The organism is Rhodobaculum claviforme, from assembly GCF_016653255.1.
GTDB lineage: Bacteria > Pseudomonadota > Alphaproteobacteria > Rhodobacterales > Rhodobacteraceae > Rhodobaculum > Rhodobaculum claviforme.
In genome coordinates, this window is the sequence record NZ_NHSD01000312.1 from 18294 (window position 1) to 31784 (window position 13491).

General features: G+C 71.6%; 20 protein-coding genes. 14 read left to right on the forward strand and 6 right to left on the reverse strand.

Annotation, left to right across the window (positions count from 1 at the left end; all coding sequences use genetic code 11):
* The first annotated feature begins 19 nt into the window (after positions 1-19).
* Together CCR87_RS14980 and eno are read left to right on the forward strand one after the other, a co-directional pair.
* Positions 20-442, forward strand: a complete 423-nt coding sequence (locus CCR87_RS14980) for a Fur family transcriptional regulator (protein ID WP_201158342.1) — start codon at positions 20-22, stop codon at positions 440-442.
* Positions 439-1719, forward strand: coding sequence for a phosphopyruvate hydratase (gene eno / locus CCR87_RS14985; RefSeq protein ID WP_201158343.1), 1281 nt, complete (start codon positions 439-441; stop codon positions 1717-1719). Before CCR87_RS14980 ends, eno begins: the two co-directional genes overlap by 4 nt.
* Before the next feature lie 6 nt (positions 1720-1725).
* Here the strand turns inward: eno and lysC are convergent, their stop codons facing one another.
* The 3 genes from lysC to CCR87_RS15000 are packed head-to-tail and all read right to left on the reverse strand — an operon-like array spanning position 1726 to position 3201.
* Positions 1726-1923, reverse strand: coding sequence for an Rz1-like lysis system protein LysC (gene lysC / locus CCR87_RS14990; RefSeq protein WP_201158344.1), 198 nt, complete (start codon positions 1921-1923; stop codon positions 1726-1728).
* Positions 1913-2215, reverse strand: coding sequence for a hypothetical protein (locus CCR87_RS14995; RefSeq protein ID WP_201158345.1), 303 nt, complete (start codon positions 2213-2215; stop codon positions 1913-1915). The genes lysC and CCR87_RS14995 overlap by 11 nt, the downstream gene beginning before the upstream one ends.
* The gene (locus tag CCR87_RS15000) at positions 2212-3201 is read right to left on the reverse strand and encodes an N-acetylmuramidase domain-containing protein (protein ID WP_201158346.1); all 990 of its coding nucleotides are present in this window, start codon (positions 3199-3201) and stop codon (positions 2212-2214) included. The genes CCR87_RS14995 and CCR87_RS15000 overlap by 4 nt, the downstream gene beginning before the upstream one ends.
* A 351-nt stretch (positions 3202-3552) precedes the next feature.
* Here CCR87_RS15000 and ffh point away from each other — a divergent pair, with 351 nt between their 5' ends.
* From ffh to CCR87_RS15060, 12 genes are all read left to right on the forward strand, one after another.
* On the forward strand, positions 3553-5034 hold the full coding sequence (ffh, locus tag CCR87_RS15005) for a signal recognition particle protein (RefSeq protein WP_201158347.1): 1482 nt from the start codon (positions 3553-3555) through the stop codon (positions 5032-5034).
* Entirely contained in the window at positions 5031-5588 is a 558-nt protein-coding gene (locus CCR87_RS15010; protein ID WP_338048944.1) for a GNAT family N-acetyltransferase, read from the forward strand. Before ffh ends, CCR87_RS15010 begins: the two co-directional genes overlap by 4 nt.
* Complete coding sequence (locus tag CCR87_RS15015) at positions 5585-5893, forward strand: chorismate mutase (RefSeq protein ID WP_201158348.1); 309 nt, start codon at positions 5585-5587, stop codon at positions 5891-5893. Before CCR87_RS15010 ends, CCR87_RS15015 begins: the two co-directional genes overlap by 4 nt.
* Before the next feature lie 60 nt (positions 5894-5953).
* Positions 5954-6298, forward strand: a complete 345-nt coding sequence (rpsP, locus tag CCR87_RS15020) for a 30S ribosomal protein S16 (protein WP_201158349.1) — start codon at positions 5954-5956, stop codon at positions 6296-6298.
* 15 nt (positions 6299-6313) lie between these two features.
* Positions 6314-6823, forward strand: coding sequence for a ribosome maturation factor RimM (rimM, locus tag CCR87_RS15025; RefSeq protein ID WP_201158350.1), 510 nt, complete (start codon positions 6314-6316; stop codon positions 6821-6823).
* Positions 6820-7152, forward strand: a complete 333-nt coding sequence (locus CCR87_RS15030) for a hypothetical protein (protein ID WP_201158351.1) — start codon at positions 6820-6822, stop codon at positions 7150-7152. The genes rimM and CCR87_RS15030 overlap by 4 nt, the downstream gene beginning before the upstream one ends.
* Positions 7153-7211: 59 nt before the next feature.
* A complete protein-coding gene (gene trmD, locus CCR87_RS15035; protein WP_201158352.1) occupies positions 7212-7958 on the forward strand; it encodes a tRNA (guanosine(37)-N1)-methyltransferase TrmD in 747 nt (248 codons plus the stop codon).
* Positions 7959-8037: 79 nt separating this feature from the next.
* A complete protein-coding gene (rplS, locus tag CCR87_RS15040) occupies positions 8038-8421 on the forward strand; it encodes a 50S ribosomal protein L19 (RefSeq protein WP_201158363.1) in 384 nt (127 codons plus the stop codon).
* Positions 8422-8432: 11 nt separating this feature from the next.
* Positions 8433-8654: a 50S ribosomal protein L31 gene (gene rpmE, locus CCR87_RS15045; RefSeq protein ID WP_201158353.1), complete on the forward strand. Its 222-nt coding sequence runs from the start codon at positions 8433-8435 to the stop codon at positions 8652-8654.
* A 218-nt stretch (positions 8655-8872) separates the two neighbouring features.
* Complete coding sequence (locus tag CCR87_RS15050) at positions 8873-9676, forward strand: division plane positioning ATPase MipZ (protein WP_201158354.1); 804 nt, start codon at positions 8873-8875, stop codon at positions 9674-9676.
* Positions 9677-9708: 32 nt separating this feature from the next.
* Entirely contained in the window at positions 9709-10725 is a 1017-nt protein-coding gene (gene galE, locus CCR87_RS15055) for a UDP-glucose 4-epimerase GalE (protein WP_201158355.1), read from the forward strand.
* Positions 10726-10728: 3 nt separating this feature from the next.
* The gene (locus tag CCR87_RS15060; RefSeq protein ID WP_201158356.1) at positions 10729-11913 is read left to right on the forward strand and encodes a pyridoxal phosphate-dependent aminotransferase; all 1185 of its coding nucleotides are present in this window, start codon (positions 10729-10731) and stop codon (positions 11911-11913) included.
* A 52-nt stretch (positions 11914-11965) separates the two neighbouring features.
* Here the strand turns inward: CCR87_RS15060 and hslV are convergent, their stop codons facing one another.
* From hslV to CCR87_RS15075, 3 genes are all read right to left on the reverse strand, one after another.
* The gene (hslV, locus tag CCR87_RS15065) at positions 11966-12529 is read right to left on the reverse strand and encodes an ATP-dependent protease subunit HslV (protein ID WP_201158357.1); all 564 of its coding nucleotides are present in this window, start codon (positions 12527-12529) and stop codon (positions 11966-11968) included.
* Entirely contained in the window at positions 12529-12849 is a 321-nt protein-coding gene (trxA, locus tag CCR87_RS15070) for a thioredoxin (RefSeq protein WP_201158358.1), read from the reverse strand. Before trxA ends, hslV begins: the two co-directional genes overlap by 1 nt.
* Positions 12850-12881: 32 nt before the next feature.
* A partial coding sequence (locus CCR87_RS15075; protein WP_201158359.1) for a PD-(D/E)XK nuclease family protein occupies positions 12882-13491 on the reverse strand: 610 nt, incomplete at its 5' end.

The following is a 13491-nucleotide window of genomic DNA, read 5'->3' on the forward strand; positions in this document are numbered from 1 at the left end:
ACAGCCTGCGGGGCCGCCCATGACCAACAGCATCATCGCCCGCTGCGAGGCGAGGGGCCTGCGCCTGACAGGCCAGCGCCGCACCATCGCCGGCGTGCTGGAGGAAGCGTCCGACCACCCCCATGTGGAGGAGCTGCACGCCCGCGCCAACGCGCGCGATCCCGGCATCTCCATCGCCACGGTCTATCGCACCGTGAAGCTGTTCGAGGAATCCGGCATCCTGGAACGTCACGAGTTCGGCGACGGCCGCGCGCGCTATGAGGACGCCGAGCGCGAGCACCACGACCACCTGATCGACCTGACCACCGGCGAGGTGGTGGAATTCGTCGACCCCGAGATCGAGGCGTTGCAGGAGCGCATCGCCGCGCGCCTCGGCTATCGCCTCAAGGGCCACCGGCTGGAGCTGTACGGGGTCCCCCTGCACCGGAAAGGAGCATCATGACCACCATCATCGACATCACCGCGCGCGAGATCCTCGACAGCCGCGGCAACCCCACCGTCGAGGTCGACGTCACGCTGGAGGATGGTGCGCAGGGCCGCGCCGCCGTGCCCTCGGGCGCCTCGACCGGCGCGCACGAGGCGGTGGAGCGCCGCGACGGCGATGCCCAGCGCTATGGCGGCAAGGGCGTGCTGGAGGCCGTCGCCTCCGTCAACGGCGAGATCGCCAGCGCCCTGATGGGCGAGGACGCCACCGAGCAGGTCACCATCGACGAGCTGATGATCGAACTCGACGGCACCGACAACAAGGGCCGCCTGGGCGCCAACGCGATCCTCGGCGTCTCGCTCGCGGTGGCCAAGGCCGCGGCCGAGGCGACGGGCCAGCCGCTGTGGCGCTATGTGGGGGGGACGTCGGCGCGGGTGCTGCCGGTGCCGATGATGAACATCCTCAACGGCGGGCAGCACGCCGACAACCCCATCGACATCCAGGAATTCATGATCATGCCGGTAGGCGCCGACAGCCTGTCGGATGCCGTGCGCATGGGCGCCGAGGTGTTCCACCGGCTCAAGAAGTCGCTGGCCGCCGCCGGTCACTCCACCGCCGTCGGCGACGAGGGCGGCTTCGCCCCCGGCCTGCGCTCCACCCGCGAGGCGCTGGATTTCATCATGACGGCGGTGGAGCAGGCCGGCTACACCCCGGGCGAGGACATGATGCTCGCCCTCGATTGTGCCGCGACCGAATACTACAGGAACGGCCGCTATGTACTGTCGGGCGAGGGCATCGAGCTCGGCCCCGACGAAAACGTGGATTACCTCGCGGCCCTGCTGGCGGACTATCCCATCGCCTCGATCGAGGATGGCTGCTCCGAGGATGACTGGGAGGGCTGGCGCGCCCTGACCGAGGCGCTGGGCAGCCGGGTGCAGCTGGTGGGCGACGATCTGTTCGTCACCAACCCCGAGCGGCTGTCGCAGGGGATCTCGCGCGGCTGCGCCAACTCGCTGCTGGTCAAGGTCAACCAGATCGGCACGCTGACCGAGACGCTGGCGGCGGTGGAGATGGCGCACCGCTCCGGCTACACCTGCGTGATGTCGCATCGCTCGGGCGAGACCGAGGATGCCACTATCGCCGACCTCGCGGTGGCCACCAACTGCGGCCAGATCAAGACCGGCAGCCTTGCGCGCTCGGACCGGCTGGCCAAGTACAACCAGCTGATCCGGATCGAGGAATGGCTGGGCACCTCGGGCCGTTACGCGGGCCGTTCCGTGCTGCGGCTGGCCTGAGGCCCCTCAGGGCCGCGCGGCGATCTGCCCCGCGGCCCAGTCGGCCAGCAACGCGTGGCGCGCGGCACAATCGCCCAGCGCGGCGCGGTCGGCCCCCCACCAGCGTTCCACCTCGGCCTGTGTGGCGTCGCGGTCCGGCAGGGCCACCGGCGCCGCACAGGGCGCCACCAGCGCGGGTGGCGGCGGCGCCAGATCAGCGGGCACGGATGCGCCGCAGGCTGCGAGCAGGCAGAGCGATACGCCCGGCATCATCATCCGCATCGGCTTGATCCTCCAGATCCAGGGCAAGGGCGGCGCGCGCGGCCTGCGCGTGCGCCAGCGCTTCGGACAGTCCCGCCACCCGCGCCGCCGCGCGGTCGCGCTCGGCGATCAGGGCGGCGGTGCGCGTGGACCACGCCGCCCGCTCGGCTGCGCGGCCCTGCATCCACCCGGCCGCGTGCAGCGTGACCGCCAGCGCGACCACCAGCACGATCCGGGCCATCGTCCCCCCGATCATGCCCGCACCCGCCGCAACAGCCACGCCGCCGCCGCCATCAACCCCAGCCCGACCGCACCGACCATCAGCACCGTGACCGCGTCCGGCGGCAGCGCCTGCGACACCGCCGCCAGCGCGGCCGCGACCGCACCGGTGGCCGCGCTCCAGTCCTTTACCTGCTCGATCACCGCATCCGCCGGTGTCGGTTGCACCGGGGGCGGGGGCGTGGCCGACCCGCGCGCCAGCGCCGCCCAGGTCTGCGCGCCGACCACGCCGTCCACGCTCAGCCCCGCGCGGTGCTGGAGCGCGCGCACCGCCGCCAGCGTCTCCGGCCCGAACGCGCCGTCCTCGGCGATGCCGAGGGCGGCCTGCAACCGCACCACGCCCGCGCCCCGGTCGCCCACCCGCAGCACCACCGGCGATCGCGCACCGCCCGCATGGCGCCGCCACGCGGCCTCGATCCGGCGGGCATAGGTGTCGATCTGCCCGGTGCCGTTGTAGCGCCGCGCAAAGCTGGTCCAGTCATGCGCCCGCAGCGCCGGACCCAGGCCCCAGCCTTCGATCAGCTGCACAAAGGCGCCCAGCTGCTGCGGCGCCCCCCGGGCCATGTGGGCGACCATTTCGGCGGCGCTGTCGAAGCCCGCGTCGGCGTGGTTGAAGCCCATGATCTGCGGCGCGCCCCAACTGGTGGCCCGACAGGCGGCCTCGGGATCGATCCGCACGGCCCGGCGGAACATCGCGGCGTCCGACAGCCGCAGCGACGCGCGCCATGGCGCCTCGTTCGCACGGGGCGCGAACCCCAGCGCGGGCCAGTGCCGACGGGGAAAGTGGTGCGGCTCGAACCGGCGGACCACGCCGCCGTCGGCGTCGAAATGGCGGCCGGCGGCCTCCACCTCCCAGATGGCGTGCAGGGCGGCGGCCTCGCATCCCAATCGGCGCGCGGCCTCGGAAAAATCCGCATCCGTCAGGGCACGCGGATGCGCGGCCCCGGTCCAGGGGTGTGTCATGACGAGGTCTCCGGGATGGGAACAACAAAAAGCCCCGCCGGACGCATGTCCGCGGGGCTGGTCGCCGGGCCGTGCCGCAGGCGGCACGGGGCGAAATGTCCTCAGTGTGCCGGAAAATACCAACTCGCCGTGCGCGTGTCAATCCGGCAGGCTGCACATGCCATGCGTGCATCGCGCCGCCGCGGCTTGACATCCGCGCCCGCGCGGCATAGCAAACGGAGGATTTCCGGAGGTGCACGCCGCTTCCGGTCCCCGTTGTCACCGGGGATCGCCACCCGTCAGCGAGGTTTCGCCCGCGGGTGCCTTTTCCATATGGGCCCGCCGGGTCCGCCAGTCCCGCAGGAGGGCGGCATGTTCGAGAATCTGTCCGAACGCCTCGGCGGCGTCTTCGACCGGTTGACCAAGCAGGGCGCCCTGTCCGAGGCCGATGTCGTCGCCGCCCTGCGCGAGGTCCGTGTGGCGCTGCTGGAGGCCGACGTCTCGCTGCCCGTTGCGCGCGACTTCATCAAGCGGGTGCAGGCCAAGGCCACCGGCGCGGCGGTCACGAAATCCGTCACGCCCGGCCAGCAGGTCGTCAAGATCGTCCATGACGAGCTCGTCGCCACCCTTACGGGGGACGAAGACCCCGGCGCGCTGAAGATCGACAACCCGCCCGTCGCGATCCTGATGGTCGGCCTTCAGGGCTCGGGCAAGACCACGACCACGGCGAAACTCGCCCGCCGGCTCAAGGACCGCGAGGGCAAGCGGGTGCTGATGGCGTCCCTCGACACCAACCGCCCCGCCGCGATGGACCAGCTGGCGGTGCTGGGCGTGCAGGTCGGTGTCGACACCCTGCCGATCGTCAAGGGCCAGACCGCGCCCGAGATCGCCAGGCGCGCCCGCACCCAGGCCGCGATGGGCGGCTATGATGTCGTGATCCTCGACACCGCCGGGCGCATGCACATCGACGAAGTCCTGATGGACGAGGTGCAGGCCGTCCGCGACATTGCCACCCCGCGCGAGACGCTGCTGGTGGTCGACGGCCTGACCGGGCAGGACGCGGTCAACGTCGCGACCGAGTTCGACGGCAAGGTCGGCATCACCGGCGTCGTGCTGACGCGGATGGACGGCGACGGGCGCGGGGGCGCTGCGCTGTCCATGCGCGCCGTCACCGGCAAGCCCATCCGCTTCGTCGGCGTGGGCGAGAAGTCCGACGCGCTGGAGACCTTCGAGGCCAGCCGCGTCGCCGGCCGCATCCTCGGCATGGGCGACATCGTGGCGCTGGTCGAGAAGGCCCAGGAAACGCTCGAGATCGAGCAGGCCGAGCGCATGATGAAGCGCTTCCAGAAGGGTCAGTTCAACATGAACGACCTCAAGGGCCAGCTTGAACAGATGCTCAAGATGGGCGGCATGCAGGGCATGATGGGAATGATGCCGGGCATGGGCAAGATGTCCAAGGCCGCCGAGGTGGCGGGCTTCGACGACAAGATGCTGCGCCGCCAGATCGCCCTGATCCAGTCGATGACCAAGCGCGAGCGCGCCAACCCCGACCTGCTGCAGGCCAGCCGCAAGAAGCGCATCGCCGCCGGCGCCGGGCTGGAGGTGCAGGAACTCAACCGCCTGCTCAAGATGCACCGCCAGATGGCCGACATGATGAAGAAGCTGGGCAAGAAGGGCATGCTCAAGCAGGCCATGGGCGCCATGATGGGCAAGGGCGCCGACCCCGCCGCCATGGACCCCGCCGCGCTGCAGGCGCAGATGGCGCGGATGCCCGGCGGGATGGGCGGCCTGGGCGGCGGGATGCCGCCGATGGGCCTGCCCGGCGGGCTTGGTGGGCTGGGGCGCAAGAAGTGACCCCCGCCCTGACCCATACCCCGGTGCTGGAGACCGAGCGCCTGCGCCTGCGCGCCCCTGCACCGTGCGATTTCGAGGCGTGGGCGGCCTACAAGGCCTCCGCCCGGTCGCGCTTCACCGGTGCTGTGCAGGACCGCCCGCAGGCATGGCGCGGCTTTTGCGGGCTGATCGGGCACTGGGCGGTGCGCGGCTACGGCATGTTCATCCTGACCCGGCACGGCGACGACGCGGCGCTGGGGATGGTCGGTCCGTGGTTCCCCGAAGGCTGGCCCGGTCAGGAAATCGGCTGGATGCTGTTCGATGCCGCCCTTGAGGGCCAGGGCCTCGCGCAGGAGGCGGCGCTGGCCGCGCGCGCGCATGCCTATGACGTGCTGGGCTGGCCCACGGCCATCAGCCTGATCGATCCGGAGAACGCCGCCAGCGAAGCGCTTGCCCGTCGCCTTGGCTGCGTGGCCGAGGGGCTGGCCGATCTTCCGGGCTTCGGGCCGGCCGGCGTCTGGCGCCACCCCGGTCCCGACACCCTGGCCGAAGGCGGGATGGAGGCCTACGCATGACCGACACCACCGCCGATGCGGCCGCACGCGCCGCGGCCCTGCTGCGCGAGCATCGCGAATCCATCGACCGGCTGGACGCGATCCTCGTCTACACGCTGGCCGAACGCTTCAAGCACACCCAGTCGGTGGGCCGGCTGAAGGCCGAACACGGGCTGCCCCCCTCCGACCCCGCCCGCGAGGCGCGCCAGATCGAGCGGCTGGAGTGGCTTGCGCAGGAGGCCGACCTCGACCCCGCCTTTGCCCGCAATTTCCTCAACTTCATCATCTCCGAGGTGATCCGTCACCACGAGAAGATGCGGGGATGACCCTGACCGCCGGCGGCCCAGCGCCCCGGCCCCTGATCCAAGCCATAAGGAGAGACTGACATGGCCGTGAAGATCCGACTGTCCCGTGGCGGCGCCAAGAAGCGCCCGCATTACTCCATCGTCGTGGCCGACAGCCGCATGCCCCGCGATGGCCGCTTCCTGGAGAAGCTGGGCACCTTCAACCCGCTCCTGCCCAAGGACAGCGAAGACCGCGTCCGCATGGACATGGAGCGCGTGCAGCACTGGCTGTCCCAGGGCGCCCAGCCCACCGACCGCATCGCCCGCTTCCTGGAGGCCGCGGGCCTGCGCCCCAAGGCGACCCGCAACAACCCCAACAAGGGCACCCCGGGCAAGAAGGCCCAGGAGCGTGCCGAGGCCCGCGCGGCCAAAGCCAGCGCCGAGTAAGCCGGAGGCGGGCGCATGACCGGGACCGGGCGCATCTGCGTGGGGGCCATCGCCGGCGCCTTCGGGGTGCGCGGCGAGGTCCGGCTGAAAAGCTTCTGCGTGCCGCCCGAGGCCATCGCGGACTACGGTCCGCTGTGGACCGAGGACGGCACCCGCAGCTTTGCCGTCCGCCTCACCCGGCCGGTGGCGGGCGCGCTGGGCGCACGCCTTGACGGCATCGCCACGCGCGAGGCCGCCGAGGCGTTGCGCGGGGTCCGCCTGCACGTCGATCGCGACGCGCTGCCAGGCCTGCCGGACGATGAGTTCTACCACGCCGACCTGATCGGGCTGGCGGCGCATGATACCGGCGGCGCGCTGCTGGGCCATGTGCGTGCGGTGCACGACCACGGCGCGGGCGATCTTCTGGAACTGGCACGGCCGCGCGGGCCGGCGGTGCTGGTGCCGTTCACCCGCGCCATCGTGCCCACGGTGGATCTGGGCGCGGGGCGGCTGGTGATCGACCCGCCCGAGGGGTTGTTCGAATGAGGTTCTGGATCGGCACGGCGATGTGTTTCGCCGGCCCTGCGCTGGCGGGGCTTGCGCAGCAATCGGCGGCTTCGGTCATCGTGTATGCCGGGATCCTGTTCTGGTGGCTGTTGCGCGTGCGCCCGGTGGCCACGCCCGCGCCGCAGCAGATCGCGGTGGTGGTGCCGGTGCTGCTGGTGCTGTCGGCGGTGCTGTTCGCGGTGGGGCTGTTTTCGGGCGGCATCGCCGGGGCGCGCCCGGAGTTTCCGTTCTGGGTCGGGCCGGTGGTGTCGGTGCTGGGGCTGTTCGTGGCCCGTCCGCGCCCCGGCAGCCGCGACGGCATCCTGTGACCGGGCCGCGCTCGCACGGGCGCAAGGCGGTCACCGTCTCGGCCCGCCCGCGCGACCTGATGGCCGAGCCGCCGCGCGCCGCGGGCGCCTGGACCGCCCGCGTCATCACCCTGTTTCCCGAGGCGTTTCCGGGTGTCCTCGGCCTGTCGCTGACCGGCCGCGCGCTGGAGGCTGGCCTGTGGGCACTGCGCACCACGCCGCTGCGAGAGTTCGGCGAGGGGCGCCACCGCAACGTCGACGACACCCCCGCGGGCGGCGGTGCGGGCATGGTGCTGCGCGCCGATGTGCTGTCCCGCGCGATCGCGGCCGAGGCCACCCCCGGCCCCTTGCTGGTGCTGTCGCCGCGCGGCCGTCCCTTTGACCAGGCGATGGCGCGCGACCTTGCCTCGGGCCCCGGCGTCACCCTGATCTGCGGCCGGTTCGAGGGGATCGACGAGCGGGTCCTCGACCACCACGGCGTGGCCGAGGTCAGCATGGGGGATTTCGTCCTCACCGGGGGCGAGATCGCCGCGATGGCCTTGATCGACGCGTGCGTCCGGCTTATACCCCGCGTGCTCGGGAATCAGGCTTCGGTGGAGGAGGAATCCTTCGCTCGGGGCCTTTTGGAACACCCGCAGTACACCAAGCCGGCCGTCTGGCGGGGCCATGCGATACCCGACGTCCTCCTGTCGGGCAATCACGCGGCCATCTCCGCCTGGCGGCAGGCCCAGGCCGAAAGGCTGACCAAGGAACGCCGCCCTGATCTCTGGCGGACTCGGGACGCGCAGGCCGCGCCCGGGGATCCGGTAGGGGACCAAGAGCTCTGAGGGCGCCCACCGCGCGGGACCATACCGCGCCATGCAGCACGTCGCGGGGACCACCCGCGCCTGGACAAGGACCACCGCGATGAACCTGATCGCACAGATCGAGGCCGAGCAGATCGCCGCCCTCGGCAAGACCATCCCGGACTTCAAGGCCGGCGACACCATCCGCGTCGGCTACAAGGTGACCGAGGGCACCCGCACCCGCGTGCAGGCCTTCGAGGGCGTGTGCATCGCCCGCAACGGCGGCGCGACCATCGCGGCCTCCTTCACCGTGCGCAAGATCTCCTTCGGCGAGGGTGTGGAGCGGGTGTTCCCCCTCTACTCCACCAACGTCGAGACGATCGAGGTCGTCCGCCGCGGCAAGGTCCGCCGCGCCAAGCTCTACTACCTGCGCGCGCGCCGCGGCAAATCGGCCCGCATCGCTGAAAAGACCAACTATCGCCCCCTCAAGGGCGCGCAGGCGTAAGGAGCGGCGATATGAAAGCCAACATTCACCCCGACTACCACATGATCACCGTCAAGATGACCGACGGGACCACGTTCGAGATGCGCTCCACCTGGGGCAAGGAGGGCGACACCCTCACCCTCGAAATCGACCCCACGGTGCACCCGGCCTGGACCGGTGGTTCCCAGCGTCTGATGGACGCCGGCGGGCGCGTGTCCAAGTTCAAGAACAAGTACGCGGGCTTCGGGTTCTGATCACCCCGCCCCTTCGGCTGGCGACCGGAACCCCGCGCGGACACCGCGCGGGGTTTCGCGTTGGTGTTGCCCCGGCGACGCCCCGGGCAACCCATTCGCACCCGGCCCCTTTTCTGCCGCGATCACGCTGATACACAGACGGTTGATCGCAGGCCGGTATCAGTCCCGCCCTGCGCAGGTCCCGCCCCCGGCGGGCCGTCACCAGGACCGGAGGGGGCATGGGCCACATCATCGTCGTCGGCAACGAAAAGGGCGGCTCGGGCAAGTCCACGACGGCGATGCACATCGGCACCGCGCTGGCGCGCATGGGCCACAGCGTGGGCGCCATCGACCTCGACCTGCGGCAGCAGTCGCTGGGGCGCTACCTGGAGAACCGCGCGGCCTACGTCGCCTCCCAGGACATGACGCTGCCGGTGCCGCGCCGAGCCTTCCTGCCGCCCGCTCCCGCGCAGGTGGCCCCCGGTGCCCAACCCGACGACCACCGCCTGCACGCCGCCCTTCAGGAGCTGTCGGACTGCGATTTCGTGCTGATCGACTGCCCCGGCTCGCACACCCGCCTCAGCCAGCTGGCGCATGCGCTGGCCGACACGCTGGTCACCCCGCTCAATGACAGCTTCGTGGATTTCGACCTGCTGGCGCGGATCGACCCCGCCTCGGGCAAGGTCACCGGCCCCTCGATCTATTCCGAGATGGTCTGGCATGCCCGCCAGGGCCGGGCGGAGGCCGGCATGCCCCCGATCGACTGGATCGTGGTGCGCAACCGTCTGGGCGCGCAGCAGATGCACAACAAGCGCAAGGTCGGCAGCGCGCTGGGCGATCTGGCTCGCCGCATCGGCTTTCGCGTCGCCCCCGGCTTTGGCGAGCGTGTGGTGTTCCGCGAGCTGTTCCCCCGCGGCCTGACCCTGCTCGACCTGCGCGACGTGGGCGGCGAGACCATGAACCTGTCGCATGTCGCCGCCCGCCAGGAGGTGCGCGACCTGATCTCCGAGCTGCGCCTGCCGGGTGTCAGCGTCAATTTCTGAGCGCCCCGGGCGTTCGAGCGAAAGGGCCGCGCATGGCGCAAAGCGTTCTGTTGACCGGGGGGGCGGGCTACATCGGATCGCACACCTGGGTCGCGCTGCGGGAGGCGGGGTTCCACCCGGTCATCCTCGATGATTTCTCCAACGCGGCCGAGGACCTGCCCGAACGGCTGCGGGCCATCACCGGCACCGCGCCGGAGATCTGGCGCGGCAGCGTGCTGGACGCGGATCAGCTGGGGCGCATCTTTGCCGCCCATGACATCGCCGCCGTGATCCACTTCGCCGCGCGCAAGGCGGTGGGGGAATCCGTGCGCATGCCGCTGGAGTACGTCCAGACGAATCTGGGCGGGCTGACCACGCTGCTGGAGGCGATGCGCGCGGCGGGCGTGTTCCGGCTGGTGTTTTCCTCCTCGGCCACGGTCTATGGCGTGCCCGACCGCCTGCCGATCCCCGAGGACGCGCCCACCGGCTTCACCAACCCCTATGGCTTCACCAAGCTGGCGGGCGAGCAGGTGCTGCAACAGCTGGCGGCATCGGACCCGCGCTGGGCCATCGGCATCCTGCGGTATTTCAACCCCGCGGGCGCCCATGCCTCGGGCCGGATCGGCGAGGACCCGCGCGATGTCCCCAACAACCTGATGCCCTTCATCGCCCGCGTCGCGGTGGGCGATCTGCCCGCGCTGCAGGTGTTCGGCGACGACTACGACACCCCCGACGGCACCGGCGTGCGCGACTATATCCACGTCGAGGACCTCGCCGAGGGGCATCTGCGCTCGCTGTCGGCGCTGCTGGACGGGGGCGGGGGGCATGTGGTGAACCTGGGCACCGGACAGGGGTATTCGGTGCTGGAGATGCTGGCGGCCTATGGGCGTGCCTGCGGGCGGGTGCTGCCGCATGTGATCGCCCCGCGCCGCGCGGGTGACATCGCGGCCTGCTACGCCGATCCCACCCGCGCGGCCGATGTGCTGGGCTTTCGCGCCCGCCGCGGCCTGGAGGAGATGTGCGTGTCAAGCTGGCGCTGGATTTCCTGGCGCACCGGGCGGGAGGGCTGAGGCATGCGCTATGCCAGCATCACCGGGCGTCTGGCCGATCTGGGCGGGGCGAAATGGGCCGTCCACAACCGCGCCGTCACGCGCCAGCGGGCGGGCGACCGCATCCTGATGCTGACCATAGGCGAGCCGGACGTCCCCACCCCCGAGCCGCTCCTGCACGCCGCCATCACGGCGATGCGCGACGGGCGCACGGGGTATTCCAACGGGCGCGGCGAACCTGCGCTGCTGCGCGCGCTGGCCGCGCGCTACAGCGCCCGGGTGGGCCGCCCGGTCACCGAGGATCAGGTGCTGTGCTTTCCCGGCACCCAGACCGCGCTCTATGCCGTGCTGAGCGGTGTCGCCGAACAGGGCTGCGAGGTGCTGGTGGGCGATCCGATGTACGCCACCTACGAGGGGGTGATCCGCGCGGGCGGTGCCGCGCCGGTGCCCGTGCCGCTGCGCGCGGATGCCGGTTTCCGGCTCCGGCCCGCCGATGTCGCCGCGCGGATCACGCCGCGCACGCGCGCGATCCTGCTGAACACACCGCACAACCCCACCGGCGCGGTGCTGGGCCGCGACGATCTGGCGGCGATCCTCGATCTGGCCCACGCGCATGATCTGTGGGTGATCTCGGACGAGGTTTATGAGGATCTGGTCTTCGGCCCCACGCCCTTCGTGTCACCGATGTCCCTGCCGGGGGCCGAGGCGCGGGTGGTGGTGTGCTCCTCGATCTCCAAGAGCCACGCGGCGGCGGGCTTCCGCTCGGGCTGGTGTGTCGGCCCGGCGGCGTTCTGCGCGCGCCTTCTGCCGCTGGCCGAAACGATGCTGTTCGGCAACCAGCCCTTCATCGCCGACATGACCGTCGCGGCGCTGGAGGCGCCCGACCTTGCCGCGGCCGGGATGCGCCGGCGGCTGGCACGGCGCACGGCACTGCTGGCGGACCGTCTGGACGGGGTGGCGGGGCTGCGCCTGCACCGCCCCGGGGCGGGGATGTTCGCGCTGCTGGACGTATCGGGGACGGGGATGGACGGGAGCCGCTTTGCCGATGCGCTGCTCGATGCCCAGGGGGTTGCGGTGATGCCCGGTGCGTCCTTTGGCCCGACCCTGCGCGACTGGGTGCGCATCGCCCTGACCCGGGATGACGCCGTGCTGGCCGAGGCGGCGGACCGCATGGCCACCCTTGCCGCCAGCCGCCCGGCGGCCGAGTGACGCCGGGCACGTCTGCTTCGGCGGGGGCGCGACACGCCCGCCGGGGCCACCCTCAGCCGATGCTTTCGACCGTCAGGTTGCCGTTGGTATAGACGCAGATGTCGGCGGCGATGGCCATGGCGCGCCGGGCGATGGCCTCGGCGTCGAGGTCGCTCTCCATCAGGCCGCGCGCGGCGGCCAGCGCAAACATGCCGCCCGAGCCGATGGCGGTGACGTCATGCTCGGGCTCCAGCACGTCGCCCGCGCCGGTGATGACGTAAAGATCCCGCCCGTCGGTGACGATCAGCATCGCCTCCAGCTTCTGGAGGTACTTGTCGGTGCGCCAGTCCTTGGCCAGCTCCACCGCGGCGCGCTGCAGCTGCCCGGGGGCCGCCTCCAGCTTCTTCTCCAGCCGCTCCAGCAGGGTGAAGGCGTCGGCGGTGGAGCCGGCAAAGCCCGCCACCACCTCCGCGCCCCCGGGGGCAAGCCTGCGCACCTTGCGCGCCGTGCCCTTGATCACCGTCTGCCCGAGGCTGACCTGGCCGTCGCCGGCCACCACCACCCGGCCCCCCCTGCGCACCGCAAGGATGGTGGTGCCGTGCCAGCCGGGGAATTCGCCAGAGACGTTCCGGGCCATCAGAGCGCGCCGTCGATCCAGTTCTGCAGCGCGGCCTTGGGGGCGGCGCCGACCTTGTTCGACACCACCGCGCCGTCCTTGAACAGGAACAGCGCCGGGATGCCCCGGATGCCCATCTGCGCGGGCGTCGAGGGGTTCTCGTCCACGTTGATCTTCACGATCTTCACGCGCCCGTCGTAATGCTCCGACAGCTCCTCCAGCGCGGGGCCGATCTGCTTGCAGGGGCCGCACCATTCGGCCCAGAAGTCGACCACGACGGGGATGCTGGACTGACGCACTTCGGCATCGAACGTGGCGTCGGTGACGGGAAGGGTTGCCATGGGGTCTCTCCTGTTTGCGGTTGGGGCCGTACCTATGGACGCCCTGCGCGGGGGTCAATGCCCGCCTCCGACAGACCGCGCGCCAGCGCAGCGGCCACCAGCGGCCCCGGAAGCTGCATCAGCCGCGCGGTGCGCGTCCACAACAGGGCCACCTCGATCCGTCGGTCGGGCCAGATCGCGGCCAGCGCATGGGCATAGGCGCCCATCTGTCGCAGCAGCCCCTCGGGCACATCTTCGGCACGGGCGGGCACGACGGCGTTGGATTTCCAGTCGACCGCCAGCACGCGATCCGCCGTCACGATCAGCCGGTCGATGGTCCCGATCAGGCGCCGTTCGCCGATCTCGGCGGTGATTTCCACCTCGGCCAGCGCGTCGGCGGCCCACAGCGGCGCCAGTTCCGGCGCCGCCAGCACCGCCTCGGCCTCGGCCAGAAGCTGCGCGACCTCGGCATGGTCGGCGGGGGCGTCGCCGTCGGCGGCGAACAGGTCCGCGGCGGCGGCGGCGCGCCCGGCCTCCGGCAGGACCGGCAGATGTTCCAGCAGCAGATGCAGGCGGCGGCCGCGCAACAGGGCCGCGTCCTCGTCGCCGCCGCTGTCGCCCGGCAGGGCCTTGGCGCCGCCCAGCCCGGTGGGGGTCAGGGGC